The organism is Desulfosporosinus sp. FKB, assembly GCF_002196705.1.
In the GTDB taxonomy this organism is placed as follows: domain Bacteria; phylum Bacillota; class Desulfitobacteriia; order Desulfitobacteriales; family Desulfitobacteriaceae; genus Desulfosporosinus.
Genome location: NZ_NADJ01000036.1, coordinates 1 through 15214, shown reverse-complemented (window position 1 = coordinate 15214; position 15214 = coordinate 1). Strand labels below are relative to the sequence as shown.

Annotated in this window: 10 protein-coding genes; all 10 read left to right on the top strand. The window is 43.0% G+C overall.

Annotation, left to right across the window (positions count from 1 at the left end; genetic code table 11):
- Positions 1 to 112 precede the first annotated feature (112 nt).
- A complete protein-coding gene (locus B5Y67_RS14025; RefSeq protein ID WP_088227066.1) occupies positions 113 to 1684 on the top strand; it encodes an ABC transporter substrate-binding protein in 1572 nt (523 codons plus the stop codon).
- Positions 1685 to 1783: 99 nt separating this feature from the next.
- Positions 1784 to 2800, top strand: coding sequence for an ABC transporter permease (locus tag B5Y67_RS14020; RefSeq protein WP_088227065.1), 1017 nt, complete (start codon positions 1784 to 1786; stop codon positions 2798 to 2800).
- A gap of 5 nt (positions 2801 to 2805) precedes the next feature.
- Positions 2806 to 3735 carry an ABC transporter permease gene (locus tag B5Y67_RS14015; protein WP_088227064.1) on the top strand — a complete coding sequence of 310 codons (930 nt, stop codon included), beginning with the start codon at positions 2806 to 2808 and terminating at the stop codon, positions 3733 to 3735.
- A 14-nt stretch (positions 3736 to 3749) separates the two neighbouring features.
- The gene (locus tag B5Y67_RS14010; protein WP_088227063.1) at positions 3750 to 4733 is read left to right on the top strand and encodes an ABC transporter ATP-binding protein; all 984 of its coding nucleotides are present in this window, start codon (positions 3750 to 3752) and stop codon (positions 4731 to 4733) included.
- The gene (locus B5Y67_RS14005; RefSeq protein WP_088227062.1) at positions 4730 to 5698 is read left to right on the top strand and encodes a dipeptide ABC transporter ATP-binding protein; all 969 of its coding nucleotides are present in this window, start codon (positions 4730 to 4732) and stop codon (positions 5696 to 5698) included. The genes B5Y67_RS14010 and B5Y67_RS14005 overlap by 4 nt, the downstream gene beginning before the upstream one ends.
- Positions 5699 to 6077: 379 nt before the next feature.
- Positions 6078 to 6614, top strand: coding sequence for a PadR family transcriptional regulator (locus B5Y67_RS14000; protein WP_088227061.1), 537 nt, complete (start codon positions 6078 to 6080; stop codon positions 6612 to 6614).
- A gap of 84 nt (positions 6615 to 6698) precedes the next feature.
- Positions 6699 to 9857: an efflux RND transporter permease subunit gene (locus B5Y67_RS13995; protein WP_088227060.1), complete on the top strand. Its 3159-nt coding sequence runs from the start codon at positions 6699 to 6701 to the stop codon at positions 9855 to 9857.
- Between the two features lie 5 nt (positions 9858 to 9862).
- The gene (locus B5Y67_RS13990; RefSeq protein WP_088227244.1) at positions 9863 to 11137 is read left to right on the top strand and encodes an efflux RND transporter periplasmic adaptor subunit; all 1275 of its coding nucleotides are present in this window, start codon (positions 9863 to 9865) and stop codon (positions 11135 to 11137) included.
- Between the two features lie 188 nt (positions 11138 to 11325).
- Positions 11326 to 13062: an ABC transporter ATP-binding protein gene (locus B5Y67_RS13985; protein ID WP_088227243.1), complete on the top strand. Its 1737-nt coding sequence runs from the start codon at positions 11326 to 11328 to the stop codon at positions 13060 to 13062.
- Positions 13055 to 14905 (top strand): ABC transporter ATP-binding protein, encoded by a 1851-nt coding sequence (locus B5Y67_RS13980; RefSeq protein ID WP_088227059.1) that lies wholly within the window; start codon positions 13055 to 13057, stop codon positions 14903 to 14905. The genes B5Y67_RS13985 and B5Y67_RS13980 overlap by 8 nt, the downstream gene beginning before the upstream one ends.
- The last annotated feature ends 309 nt before the right edge of the window (positions 14906 to 15214 follow it).

Sequence of the window (15214 nt, the reverse complement as noted above, 5' to 3'; positions counted from 1 at the left end):
TCTTTAGTTGGGCAAGTTCATTTGCTATAATTAGGGAAAATAATTTGGAGGTGTTATATAAAATATAGGAAATATATGATATTTTCTAATTCAACAAAGTAGGAGGAAGAAAATGAGAAAAGTAAAAAGAATTATGGCCCTTGCTCTATCTGCAACCCTTGTTCTTGTTTCCTTAACAGGTTGCGGCAGCAGCTCTACAAGCAGCTCAGCGAGCAGCAGTTCATCGAAAGGCAGCGATACCTTGGTTTATGCTCAAGGGGCAGAACCTAGAGGACTGGACCCGGCTCTCGTTGATGACGGCGAGTCCGCTAAAGTAATGAGTAACATTTATGAAGGACTTTTAAAGTACGATAAAGATTCCACGAAGGTAGAACCCTCCCTGGCTACAAGCTGGGATGTAAGTCCCGATGGACTTAGCTATACCTTCCATCTTCGTAAAGGTGTTAAATTCCAGGATGGTACTGATTTTAATGCTGATGCAGTGAAAGTTAACATTGACCGTCAGTTACCGCCTAAAGTAACTCAGGATATGGCCTATGCATCCTTCGTCTTTGGTTCTGTGAAAGACGTACAGGTTGTTGATCCAAATACCGTTAAAATTAATTTAACGTCTCCAAGCACTCCCTTCTTAAAGAATTTAGCAATGATCATGGCCGCTCCCATGATTAGTCCTAAAGCTCTTAAAGATAATAACAATAACGTCAACCAACAGCCTGTTGGCACAGGTCCTTACAAATTTGTTAAGTGGGATAAGGATCAAGACATTGTCTTAGTTGCCAATGATCAATATTGGGGAACCAAGCCTCTGATCAAAAATGTTGTTTTCAAATTTATTAAAGACAATTCCGCCCGCGTTGTTGCCTTAAACAATGGTGAAGCTGATGTCATCGATGGTATCGATGCTACTGTTGTAAAACAGATCACCGATGCCGGCAATAAGATTTTCCAAGCACCGGGCATGAACATTAACTACATGGCTTACAATACCTCACGTAAACCTTTCAATGACAAAAATCTCCGCACAGCTATATCTCAGGCCGTCAATGTTCCTGAAATGGTGAAGAGCCTGTATAAAGGTTATTCCGAACCTGCAACCTCAATTATGCCAAACTTCATGGAAGGCTATGACAAGAGTATTTCTCAAGTAGCCTATGATCCGCAAGCTGCAGCCAAAACGTTAAAAGCTGCCGGATTGACCACGGTACACATGATTACTTATACCAACCCAAGACCTTACAACACCGCAACCGGTCAAGTGTTAGCTGAAGCTATCCAAGGTTATCTTTCCAAAGTTGGAGTTACCGTTAAAATCGATTCTTATGACTGGACCACTTATAAGCAAAAAGTTAAAGAAGGAGATTATGATATTGCCTTCTACGGTTGGGTCGGCGACAATGGAGACCCGGATAACTTTATGAACCTCTTATCAGATCCTGATCCGACGATGAATATTGCTTTGTATAATAATCCTCAATTCAACGACTTAATTAAAAAAGGCGTAGCTACCCCTGCCGGTGATGCCCGCAACGCAATTTACACTCAACTGGAGAAAATCGCAGCTGCTGATGCAGTGTGGCTTCCCGTTTCCCACGCTCAAACCCTTTGTGCTTACAGACCTAATGTCCAAAACTTCTACTTCCATATGACAGGTATTACTCCTTTTGTAGGTGTATCCAAGAAATAACTTTGGCGTTGTTCTTTATAATTTAGACTGCCGAGAACCGGCCTCAAGCCGGTTCCCGGTTTGTTTATTTTAGGTTTTATTTGGGGAAAGGTGTTGCTGATGCTCAGATATATAATAAAACGTTTATTAATGTTGATTCCCGTGCTTTTAGGGGTTTCGATTATCGTTTTCCTGATCATGCGCGTATTTTCACCGGATCCTGCTCCCATTGTTTTAGGCCAGCATGCCACTCAGCAGGCTGCAGATGCCTGGCGGCAGGTCAATGGTTTAAATGATCCCATCTATTTACAATATTATCATTATCTCAAAGGTGCATTGACCGGAGATCTTGGAACGTCCTACTATACTAAGCTGCCTGTTGTCAAAGAAATTATGTCACGATTTCCGGCAACCATTGAACTGGCCTTTGTCGCCATCATTTTGGCCTCATTTTTCGGTATAGTGATTGGTGTAATTTCTGCAGTCAAGAAGAACTCTATTTTCGATAACGCCGGGATGTTCATAGCCTTGATTGGTGTCTCTATGCCGATTTTTTGGCTGGGAATATTGTTAATCATTCTTTTTTCCGGTGCACTGCACTGGCTTCCTTCCAACGGCCGGATTAATCCCCTCTTAGCGCCTGCGCATATCACTGGGTTTTTCCTCATTGACAGCCTGATAGCAGGCAACATGGACTCTTTCTTCGATGCCTTGAAGCACATTATTTTACCGGCGAGCGCCTTGGCCATGTATTCCATGGCGATCATCACAAGAATGACCCGCTCCAGTATGTTGGACACGCTGCAGCAGGACTTTATTCGAACTGCCCGGGCCAAAGGAGTTCCAGAGGGCAAAGTGATCCGCAAGCATGCCTTGCGCAACGGCTTGATACCTATTGTCACCGTAATTGGTCTGCAGTTAGGCAGTCTTCTCGGTGGTGCTGTACTGACAGAAACAGTGTTCTCATGGCCGGGGATCGGTGCTTATACTGTGGAATGTATTCTGAAATCTGATTTTCCAGTGGTTCAGGGTGTGGTATTACTGGTAGCTACGATTTATGTCTTAATGAATCTCATTGTCGATGTGATTTATGCCTTCCTTGATCCACGTATTAAATATTCGAAAAAAGAGGTGTAGCTTGTATGGAACCAACATATTCTTCGAATCCCGATGAAAATCTACAGGCTGCAGAATACGTGGAAAAACCGGAGTCGCAGCTTAAAGTAATGTGGGAAACACTCAGACTGAACAAAGCCGCAGTTGCCGGCCTGTTTATCATTGGAATTTTGGCTCTGATTGCCCTGACGGTTTGGTTGAGTGAGCTCATGGGCAAACAGATATTACCCTATGATCCTAATTATGCCGATATGACGAAAAGTTTTATCAAACCTAATGCCCAGCACTGGTTTGGGACAGATCAACTTGGCAGGGATATGTTTAGCAGAATCCTTGACGGAACGAAAATCTCCTTGTTCGTAGGTGTTACAGCAGTAGCTATTTCCTTAACCATTGGAGTTATCTTTGGTGCCATTGCTGCTTATCGCGGCGGCAAAACGGATACAGTGATTATGAGACTTATGGATATGATGCTGGCCATTCCGTCGATCCTGTTGGCGATCGCCTTTATGGCGGCCTTGGGCAAAGGCTTGGATAAAGCGATTATTGCCATTGGGCTGGTATCGATTCCTGAGTATGCCCGTATCGTGCGGGGCAGTATTCTCTCAGTTAAAGAAAATGATTATGTTCATGCAGCAAAAATCATGGGCAACAAAACGAGACGTATTATCTATAAACATATTCTGCCCAATGTTATTTCTGTGATCGTCGTCAGGGCTACCTTGGGTATTTCCTCTGCCGTGTTAGATACAGCAGCCCTTGGGTTTCTGGGTCTGGGAGTTCAGCCGCCATTCGCCGAGTGGGGCGATATGCTTGGTCGGGCAAGGGGCTTTATTTTCTCCGCCCCTTATACACTGATTTTTCCCGGTATTGCCATCACAATTACAGTGCTGGCCTTTAACCTGTTAGGTGACGGGCTGCGGGATGCCCTTGATCCTAAATCCAGAATAAAATAGGGGTGGTGAACAGGATGTTGCTGGAAGTAAAAAATTTAACAACGGAATTTAAGCTGAAGCGCGGCATAGTCAAGGCTGTTGATGATATCAGCTTCACAATAGATAAAGGCGAAATTTTGGCTATTGTCGGTGAATCCGGTTCGGGCAAAAGTGTAACCTCCCTTTCCATCATGGGGCTTTTGCAAAATCCGGGCAGGGTTACCGGCGGGCAAATTTTATATAAATCCCAGGACTTAAATAAGCTGAGCAGGAAAGAACAGCAAAAGCTGCGGGGCAATCAAATTTCCATGATATTTCAGGAACCCATGACATCGCTTAATCCGGTCTGGCGTATCAAAGATCAGATTATGGAAAGTATCATGCTGCATATGAAGCTTTCTAAAAAAGAAGCTTTGGCGCGGACAATTGAGATGTTAGAAACGGTAGGTATCCCGTCAGCGGCTCAGCGGGCCAACGATTACCCGCATCAGATGAGCGGCGGCATGCGCCAAAGGGTGATGACGGCTATGGCCTTAGCCTGCGAGCCTGAATTATTAATTGCAGACGAACCTACGACAGCTCTTGATGTAACCATTCAGGCTCAGATTTTGGAACTTCTCTATCGCATGAGAGAAAAGTTCCATATGGCAGTAATGCTTATTACCCATGATTTAGGCGTGGTTTCTGAAGCCGCTGACCGGGTCATTGTCATGTACTGCGGTAAAATCATGGAAGAAGCCGATGTCAGAAGCCTATTCAATCATCCGCTGCACCCTTATACGATTGGATTGCTGAAATCTATACCGCAAATTGATAATGACAGCGATGAACCTTTATATATGATCAAAGGGATGGTACCCAACCCCCTTAATATGCCCAAAGGTTGTCCCTTTTCTGATCGCTGCGAGCAGAGTATGGAGCGATGTACTCAGGAAATGCCCCAATTGCGGGAAATTGACGGTCATAAGGTACGGTGCTTTTTATATGACGCTAAGGAAGGGGGATCGGGTAAACAATGAGTGAAGTGTTGATGGATATTCAAGACCTTGCTAAACATTTTGTTGTCGATACCAATTTCTTTGGCAAGCCCGTCTCCGTCTTAAAAGCCGTTGACGGCGTGTCCTTTAGCATCAATAAGGGTGAGGCCTTTGGCTTAGTGGGCGAATCCGGCTGCGGAAAAACGACTCTCGGTAAAATTTTAGTCAATCTTTACAGCCCGACCAGCGGTAAATTGTTTTTTGAAGGTAAGGATTTGACAGTTCTTAATGAAGGACAGCGCCGTTTATATTGTAAGGATATCCAGATGATTTTTCAGGACCCCTACGCTTCACTGAATCCTAAAATGACGGTAGGTGACATTATTGCCGAGCCGATTCTTATCAATGGCCTGTTGCCGAAAAATCAGGTGGAAGAGCGTGTCATTTATCTTTTAAACTGTGTAGGGCTGGCTCGCCACCAGCGTAACCGTTACCCCCACGAATTCTCCGGCGGGCAGCGGCAGCGTGTCGGTATTGCTCGTGCCCTGGCAGTGGAACCGAAGATTATCGTCTGCGACGAACCGGTTTCCGCTCTGGACGTGTCCATTCAGGCTCAGGTCTTGAATTTGTTAGGCGATTTGAAGGAAGAGTTTGGTCTGACCTATCTCTTCATTGCCCATGGCTTGAACGTTGTTAAACACATTAGTGACCGTGTTGGCGTCATGTATTTGGGCAAATTGGTAGAGATTGCTCCGAAGAAAGAACTTTATGCCAATCCGCAGCATCCCTATACCCAAGCTCTGCTTTCTGCTATTCCCGTCATCAATCCGGAGAAGAAAATGGAACGCATCATACTGGAGGGGGACGTACCCAGTCCCATTAATCCACCTGCAGGCTGCCGTTTTTCTTCCCGCTGCTTCAAGGTACAGGAATCGTGTAAACTCCAGGAAGCAAAATTAAAAGAAGTTTCTCCCGGTCATTTTGTTGCTTGCCATTTATTTGACTAAATTCTGATCTTCTTTTAATAAAAACCAGTAAACCGGTTATACTAGCAAAAGCTTCTTAATTATTAAGTCACATTCATAATTCAATAGTCTTGTCCCAATATTTTATGGTTATCTCTATTGGGGCATTGCGCAAGGACCTCCGGACGCGGAGGTCCTCATTATTTCCCATAATAAGGTTTAACACTTTCTAAAGATCTTTTTCATTAAATCCTAACAGAATTCGTTTATCCTATAAAAAGGGCATGTTATAAGCTGGCGCAATAAAGGAGAGCTTAATTCACATAATTTGGCAATACAATGGAGGTGATTTCTTCTTGACTGGTACTACTAATAATACTACTATTACTAGTAGTATTATTAATGAGGATGGGTGAAATCTATGTTATCAAATAAAGAACTTATGTTATTAAAATTTGTCAAGACTAAACCGTCCTATGCTTATGAAATAGAAAAAATGATTGAAGACCGGGAAATAAGAACGTGGGTCAAAATTGGGGGTACGACAATCTATCAGGCCTTAGATAGGTTATGTAATAAGGGCCTTCTCGCCTACAAAATTGAAAAAGAGGGTAACATGCCTCAACGGAAACGCTACTACATAACGGAAAACGGCAATAAAGCCTTTGAAAATGCAACTGAAAAAATTTTAAAACACAGTGAACGCTATTACTTTGATTTAAGCGTCGGTTTGTCCTGCCGCAATTTAATGGATCCGGAAATTTTCAAGCAAACAATTCAAGAACGCTTAACAAATCTAAATGATTTTATGAACCATTTTAATGAGAAGTTCGCAAAAACAAAAGAGTTATATCCTACGAAGAGACTGATGGTAAAAGAATATCTCCTGTCTCATTATCAGCTTGAGCAACGGTTTTTGGAAAAAATCTTAAAGGAGATGGACAACAAAGGCGAATAATCAAGGGAAAGCGTTTTACAAAAGTAAGTGAAGATTATAATTTGCAGTTTATGAATGATAATGTTAAGTTTGGAGGTTAATTTGGTGGGTGTTACTGAACTATCGATAAAAAGGCCTGCAACAATTATTATCCTTGTAGTTTTACTCCTGGGCCTGGGGATTATTGGCTACAACAATATGGGTGTAGACATGCTGCCCTCTATGAATATACCTGTCATTACAGTTTCAGTCAGCTATGCAGGCGCAGGTTCTGATGAAATTAATAAAGCAATTGTAATGCCGCTGGAGAATGCCGTTTCCGGGATAAGCGGAATTGATACCATCTCATCGACGGCGAGGCAGGGCGCAGGCACAACGGTTATAACCTTTACCCAGGATACAGATATTAACTCTGCCCTTATGGACGTGGAAAAAGCTGTGGACAGAGCGCAGAGACAATTGCCAACAGATGCGGATAAACCGATTATCCAAAAGATCGACCCGAATGCCTCTGCTGTACTGATGCTAACTGTATCCGGGTCAACTTCTTATGATGAAATTTATAATGTGGCTTATAACGTCCAGCAGGGCCTGCAGAATCTCCCTAATATTGGGCAAGTATCTCTTATGGGAGCAAACGCTAAGCAGCTGCAAGTAAAACTGGATAAATCTGCCGTTGAATATTATGGAATTAACCTAAAAACACTAATGGCCTTAATTAGTTCCGAAAACGTGAATACTCCGGCAGGGGATATTGTTCAGGATCAAAGTGACTTAACGGTGGACATGATCGGAGAATTCCAAAATATTGATGATGTCAAAAATATCATGGTTCCAACCAGTAACTCCGGCAGTGTTCGTTTGGGTGATATTGCTCAGGTTAATTTTGACTACCCGAAAAATGATACCTCAATTAAATTAAACGGCAAAAACGCTATCGCCATAAGCATTCAAAAACAAAGTGATGCTAATGTGGTGGAGACAGTTGATGGAGTTAAAAAAGAACTTGTCAATATCAGAAAAACTCTTCCTAAAGGAGTTGATCTGGGCATTGCCTACGATACCACAACCTCTATCAAGGCTTCAGTCAACGATATTAAGGAAAATATTATCGAAGGTATCATCACTACTGCCCTGGTGTTATTCCTCTTTCTGCGTAACTGGCGTTCATCACTCATTGTCTTGATCGCCATTCCAACTTCCTTGGTCTCAACCTTCTTTGCCATGTACGTATGCCATTTCACTCTCAATATGATGTCGCTTTTGGCTTTGTCACTTTGCATCGGTATTTTGGTTGATGACTCCATCGTAGTTCTGGAGAATATTATTCGGCACCGGCAAATGGGTAAAAGTCCAGCGCAAGCCGCTCTGGATGGGCGGCAAGAAATTGGGATGGTAGCTGTAGCTATAACTCTCTGCGATATTGTTGTTTTCACACCGGTAGCCTTTGTGTCAGGAACATCAGGGGCACTGTTTAAGGAATTCGGCCTTACTGTGGCTTTTGCAGCCTTATTTTCTCTCTTTATTTCCTTTACAGTAACCCCTATGCTCTCGTCAAGAATCTTACGTGACGAAGTTAATCCCTTTGATTCTAAGGGAAATAGTAAGTTAAGAAAATACCTTCTCAAGGTCATGGAACGTTCAAGCTTATTCCAAAGGGCCAAAGGGTTACATCCCTTCGAAAAAGCTACAGAGCAATATAAAAAGACCCTGCTGTGGTCAATGAATCACCGCATGAAAATCATCGCTGTCTTTGCCATCGGAGTTATTGCGAGTATTGCCTTACTGCCCTTGGGAGCCATCAAGACAGAGTTTATTCCTCAGACCGACAATAATCAGTTGTCCGTTAATCTTTTGCTTAATCCTGGGGCCAGCCTAGAACAAACTGAAAGCAAAGCAATTGTTGTGGAAAAATATTTGCACACTTTGCCGGAAGTTACAAGCGTGTTTTCCAGGATAGGCGGCAGTGATAAATCTACAGCTAATTTCGTTGTGGGACTTGTGGATAAAAGTCAGCGCAAGAAGACCCAAGCCCAAGTGGGTGATGAAATTCGAGGGTGGAGTAAAAAACTAACGGGTGCCAGCGTAATGGTCTCCCAAGCATCTATGGGTTCAGGGGGATTTGGCTTCGGCGGCGGCGGCCGAGGCGGCGGAGGTGGTATACAGATAAATCTGGAAGGCAGCGATAACACTGTTTTGAAAACCATCTCTTATAAAGTTGAAGGCTTAGTTAAATCAATACCGGGTGTCGTTGATGTTAACAACTCTGTAAGACAAAATGAAAATGAAATTAAGGTCAATGTTAACCGTTTGGCCTGTAATCAATACGGCGTATCTCCTTCCGATGTTGCATCAATTCTAAGAACAAGTATCGCTGGATCAACGGTGGGAGAATACACGGACAGCGACGGCACCTCTCACGATATCGTCGTAAGTTTTGAAGACAACCAGATAAAAACTCCGGATGACATCGGTTCTATTAAGATAATGAATGCCGCAGGACAGCAAATCGCTTTGAATCAGGTCGCCTCTATTGTCTTGTCAGATAGTCAGAAAACCATCTCCAGGCAGGATAGGTTAGAGGTTATTAATATCACGGCTAATTTGCAGCAAAATGTAGCTTTAGGAACTGCTAATGCAGAAATTCAGAGCAAATTGAGCACAATCGCCCTGCCTTATGGCTATAGTATAAAATTTGGCGGAAATCAAAAAAGCATGTCGGATTCTTTTGGAAGCCTTGGCGAAGCTATGGCGGGATCAATCGTACTTGTCTACATGATTCTTGTCATACTCTACGAATCGTTCCTGACCCCCTTGATTAGAATGCTTTCCTTGCCGTGTGCAATTATCGGAGCCTTTGTCATGCTGGCGATTACGAGAAACACCCTGAACTTGACAACAATGATAGGGCTCATTATGCTTGACGGCTTGGCTTCTAAAAACGGAACCTTGCTAATTGACTATACCAATACATTAATGAAGAGAGGCAAACCTTTAAAAGAAGCCTTGATTGAATCGGGAACAACTCGACTGAGACCGATCATAATGACATCACTGACGATGATCGTAGGAATGCTGCCTGCCGTATTTACTTTCGGTCAGGGCAGCGAGATGAAAGTTGGGATGGCCCTTGTCATTATCGGGGGCATGATCGCCTCAACAATATTCACACCTATTATCTTGCCTGTAGTATATACCGTCTTGGATGATATAAAACACCGTTCTCGCAAGAGACGAGAGATTTTAAAACATACGGAGGCTTAAGAGTGATGAGATATGATAAAAAGCGTATGGCGATTTCAGTTTTGAGTATTGGTATGTCGTTCATTTTAACCGCTTGCGGGACGGCGGCGCCCAAGCAGCAGAGTGCAGTTAACGTTAATGTTGTACAGGCAACTTCAGGCTCAATAACGACGAATGTCGAATATTCCAGCGAATTAAAACCATTTCAGGATATAACGATTTCTCCGAAAATTGCCGGAAAGGTTGCGGCGGTGCAAGCTGATGTAGGAGATGAGGTTAAACAAGGTCAGGTATTGTTTACTCTTGACTCAAGTGATTTACAAGCTCAGCTTCAGCAGCAGCAGGCAAATCTGGAAGGAAGCCAAGTCAATTATGATAAAACACAAGGATCAGCTTATCAGCAACAATTGCTCACTGCGGAAGAAGCTCAACAAAATGCTCAAATAACTTATAACAATGCTCAAGATACTTATAATAAGGACAAAACGCTGTATAATGCCGGAGCATTATCGCAGCAAAGTCTGGAGAATGATAAAAAAAATCTCGATGAGGCAACTGTCGCTCTGAATTCTGCCAACTCAAACCTGAATTTGCTCAAGGAACAATCAGGACCACAGTCCGTAGAAGCTGCGGCAGCCCAAGTAAAGCAAGCACAGTCAGCCGTAAACTATGCACAGGTTCAGGTTCAAAATACAACGATTACTTCACCGATTGATGGGACTGTTTCTAGTCGTAATATAGATATAGGAGAGGTTGCATCGAGTGCGACTCAAGCATTTACGGTGATCAACACTAAAACTGTAGTCGCTGAGGTTAATGTTCCGGATACCACGGTCATCAATCTCAAAAAAGGCCAAACGGTACCGGTTAAAATCAGCGCACTGAATAATAAAACCGTCAATGGGACGATCAATATTATCAGCCCTGCTGCCGACAAAACAAATTCCTATGTTATTGATGTCAATTTGGATAATACTAATAATGAATTAAAAGCAGGAATGTATGCTACAGTAGTTCTCCCGGCACAACAAAAGGATAATATCTTGACGGTACCCAACGGAGCAATATCCATCGAGGACGGGGTTTCTTATATTTATGCCGTTGTGAATAACACTGTAGATAAGATTCCCGTACAAGTTGGGATTTCTAACGATAAAATCTCCGAGATTATCAGTGGCTTAAAACCAGGTGAGAATGTAATTACCGAGGGCCAGATCTTCTTAAATGACGGAGAGAAAGTAAAAATCTCTAAAGGTAACACTACTACCACAACTAAGACAACCAACTCAACTAAAAAGTAATTTATCCAATCTTAAAATTTCTGCTTTCAGCAGTGGAAGTGGGCCCATCGTACTTTGCTTGTCGGGGCAGAGTCCTACTTTGCCGCGAAGTATTCCTTTTGGTATAGGCTGTTTTGGCGATAGTCTCCACTGGAGACTATCGTTTCAGAGCAGTTTTGACATTAGAAAAGATAGGAAATCAGGAAAATATGGGTATCTACAAGCCTTATTTTAAGAAATACAAATTGTTGTTCTTCACAGCGGTAAGTTGTGTGTTTTTTGAGGCCCTCTGTGATTTGATGCAGCCGACAATCATGGCACGCATCATTGACGAGGGCGTGAAAAACAGCCAAATGGCAACAGTGATAAAATTTGGGCTGCTGATGTTATTGATCACAGTTATAGGGGCCTTTTTTGCAGGCACGCGGAGCGTCCTGGCAAGCAAGGTATCTCAAAGCTTTGGGGCGGATTTGCGCTATGATGTCTATGCGAAGATAATTGAATTTTCTGAAGTAAGTTCAGATAAGATTGAAAGCGGTTCGCTGATCACTCGCATGACCAATGACATCTCCCAAGTAACCCAATTTATCAACGGCTTAATGAGAATCTTTTTTAAAGCGCCAATCACTTGCTTAGGAAGCATAATTCTGGCCGTCATGTTAAGCCGCCAGATGAGCTTAATCCTATTTCTCGTCGTGATGATTGTGGCCGTTTTTATCGTTATCAGTATGAAACTGAGCTATGTTCGTTTTTCTAAAGTCCAATATGCCATTGATAAAGTAAATTCAGTGGTTCAGGAATATTTGATGGGTGTAAGACTCGTTAAAGCCTTTGGACGGTATGCGGATGAGGAGGAAAAGTTCGATAGCGCCAATTCTGATCTGGCTGCTAAAACTCTGTCCTCCCAGGTTGTCATTGCCTATTTTTCCCCCCTCATGTCCCTAAGCATTAATCTGGGGATTGCTCTGATACTATATATTGGAAGCATACTCTATGGACATGGGGATATCGAAGTCGGAAAAATAGCCGCCTTCATCAGCTATATGACGCAGATCTTAGCCTCTCTGATCATGATCACGAACATTTTCAATGTCTTTGTCAGGACAAAAGCCTCCACGGAGCGAATCAATGAGGTGCTGAACAGCGAGGAGGATTTTAAAGGCTCCGGCCAAAAATCCGAACATCGTTCAGGAGAACTTGAGTTTAAAAACGTAACCTTTGCCTATCCGAGCGGCAGCGGTCTGCCGACGATCAAAAATCTTTCCTTTAAGATTAATTCAGGAGAAACCCTGGCAATTATTGGGCCTACGGGCTCAGGGAAATCCACCCTTGTCTGGCTTTTCCTACATTTTTATGACGTCCTGGAAGGTGCAATTTATTTTAATGGAAGGGATATTAAAACCCTGAACAGCGATAGCTTGAGAGAAAATATTGCTCTGGCACCGCAAAAGAGCATGCTTTTCTCTGGAACTGTTTTCGAAAATATAGCTTGGGGAAATCCCCAAGCCTCTAAAGAGGAAATTACCCAGGCAGCCCAGGCTGCCCAGGCAGACGGATTTATTCAAAATATGTCCGCTCAATACGACAGCAGTTTAGGTCAGGGCGGAGTAAATCTTTCAGGCGGCCAAAAGCAGCGTATTTCTATTGCCAGGGCCTTGGTAAAAAAAGCGCCTGTTCTGATTCTGGATGACTGCACAAGTGCCCTTGATGCCGTTACTGAAGCGAAGGTCAGAAGGGCAATCAATCAAGCCGAGAACCGCAGAACAGTAATCATGATAACGCAAAGGATAGGAACCGCAATGTTTGCCGATAAAATTCTTGTACTTGACAATGGATTAAATGTTGGCTTTGGCAGTCATCAAGAACTCCTGCAGTCCTGTAAAACCTATCAGGGAATTTTTGACTCGCAAATAGGCGGCGACTTGGAAGGGATTACGCATGGCTAAGAGTAACAATAAAAGCTTTGAAAACATGCCTAACTTGGGCAGGATTGGCGGCGGAGGGCCAAGACGATTTGCTCCCACAGCAAAGCCGAAAAACACAAAAGCAACGCTGCAAAGACTGCTGGGGATTTTTATGTTATGGCGAAGGTCCTTCTTTCTGTCAATCGCTTTAACAGTCACTTCCGCCACAGTCGCCTTATTTACCCCGCTTTTTTTAGGCAAGGCAATCAATACCTTCCATCCCCAAACCAATACTGTCGATCAATCATTATTGGCAGACTATATCCTGATTCTGGTGGCATGTTACCTTGCCGGCTGGTTTCTTGATACATCCAATGGCATTCTGATGGCCAAGGTTACCCAAAAACTCGTCAAACACATTCGAACCGAGTTTTTTGCTAAGCTGCAGAACATCCCTCTGGATTTTTATGACACGAGATCACACGGGGATACTATGAGCAGGATCACCAATGATGTTGATAATATCAGCAGCACTATTTCCCAGACGACGACTCAGCTTATCGCGAGCGTTTTTACTATCGCAGGTTCCTTTATTATGATGCTCGTCCTAAGCCCCATTTTGACGCTGGTTGCCATGATATCCATACCACTGTTTTTCTTATTAACCAAAACAATTACCAGACGCAGCCGAGGGTATTTTTTAGGGCAGCAGCAAAAGCTGGGTGCGTTAAACGGCGTGATTGAAGAGAGCATTAACGGTCTGAAGATGGTCAAAGCCTTTAACCGGCAGCAAAATGTTCTGACGGATTTTGGGAATACCAATCAGGAACTTTGTGATTATTCGACAAAGGCACAAATCTGGGCTGGTTTTATGATGCCGTTTATGAATGTTATTAATAACCTGAGCTTTGGTATCATCGCCTGTACAGGAGGAATATTGTCAGTTAAAGGAGTCATAACTGTTGGTGTGGTCGTAAGTTTTCTGACCTACTCCAAACAATTCGGTCAGCCTTTAAATAATATTGCCGGAATGTTTAATAACATCCAGTCGGCTTTGGCAGGCGCAGAAAGAGTCTTTGAAATCATGGACGAGAAAGAAGAAGTCCCTGACCGGTCGGATATACAAGAACTAACTGATCCTCAAGGAGCGGTAGAATTTCGCAATGTCACGTTTTTCTATAACCCCGGCAAACCGGTGTTAACTGATATCAACTTTAAAGTCAGCCCCGGTGAAGTTGTTGCTTTAGTCGGTGAAACAGGAGCAGGAAAAACGACTATTGTCAATTTATTAACTCGTTTTTATGAGCTGGACCATGGGGAAATTCTCATTGACAACAGGGATATTACGGAAATTGCCAGAAAAAACTTAAGAAGCTGTTTTTCAGTCGTCTTACAAGATACCTGTCTCTTTACAGGTACGATCTACGATAATATCCGTTATTCAAGACCTTCTGCCTCAGATGAGGAAGTCAAAGAAGCCGCTAAGCTGGCTCATGCCGACGAATTTATAACCCGTTTGCCCAAAGGCTATGATACGATCGTAACCGGCAGTACAGATAACCTTAGTCAAGGACAGCGCCAATTACTGGCTATCGCCCGGGCAATACTGTGTGACGCTCCGATTTTAATTCTTGATGAGGCTACAAGCAGCGTTGATACCAAGACAGAAAAAGAAATTCAGCATGCGCTGTTGACTCTCATGAAAAATCGGACGAGCTTTTTAATTGCTCATCGACTTTCAACCATTCGCGATGCTGACAAAATAATGGTTATCGGCAGCGGGAGAATATTGGAGAGCGGAACTCATGATGAACTGATGAGGAGCAAAGGGGCTTATTATGAAATGGTAATCAGCCAAATGGGATATGAGGATAAGCTGGAATGAGCAGGCGATTCGCTTTGGGTCTTTAACATATAAAACATATAAGCTCGAAAAGACGTTTTAACGCCTTCTCGAGCATTTTTTTTACCTAATCCTAAAACACTTTGTGTACAATACTTGTGAATCGAGGGCTATTAGCCTTCAATCGAAAACAGCCTGCCTGCAATAGATAGGCCGCTGCCGATTAATAATAACTGAAGTTTCGCACCTAATAAATCAGCTCTAATTCCGGCTTAATTGGGTCAAACAGATATAAAAATTCCGCATGAACACAGGGTTTTGGTATAATTTGATTGCGTACAAATCTACCAA

Bases quoted from the DNA above. Each gene is read 5' to 3' on its own strand.
- B5Y67_RS14025 (WP_088227066.1), top strand. From the start codon at position 113: ATGAGAAAAGTAAAAAGAATTATGGCCCTTGCTCTATCTGCAACCCTT.
- B5Y67_RS14000 (WP_088227061.1), top strand. From the start codon at position 6,078: ATGTTATCAAATAAAGAACTTATGTTATTAAAATTTGTCAAGACTAAA.
- B5Y67_RS14005 (WP_088227062.1), top strand. From the start codon at position 4,730: ATGAGTGAAGTGTTGATGGATATTCAAGACCTTGCTAAACATTTTGTT.
- B5Y67_RS14015 (WP_088227064.1), top strand. From the start codon at position 2,806: ATGGAACCAACATATTCTTCGAATCCCGATGAAAATCTACAGGCTGCA.
- B5Y67_RS13990 (WP_088227244.1), top strand. From the start codon at position 9,863: ATGAGATATGATAAAAAGCGTATGGCGATTTCAGTTTTGAGTATTGGT.
- B5Y67_RS13980 (WP_088227059.1), top strand. From the start codon at position 13,055: ATGGCTAAGAGTAACAATAAAAGCTTTGAAAACATGCCTAACTTGGGC.
- B5Y67_RS14020 (WP_088227065.1), top strand. From the start codon at position 1,784: ATGCTCAGATATATAATAAAACGTTTATTAATGTTGATTCCCGTGCTT.
- B5Y67_RS13985 (WP_088227243.1), top strand. From the start codon at position 11,326: ATGGGTATCTACAAGCCTTATTTTAAGAAATACAAATTGTTGTTCTTC.
- B5Y67_RS14010 (WP_088227063.1), top strand. From the start codon at position 3,750: ATGTTGCTGGAAGTAAAAAATTTAACAACGGAATTTAAGCTGAAGCGC.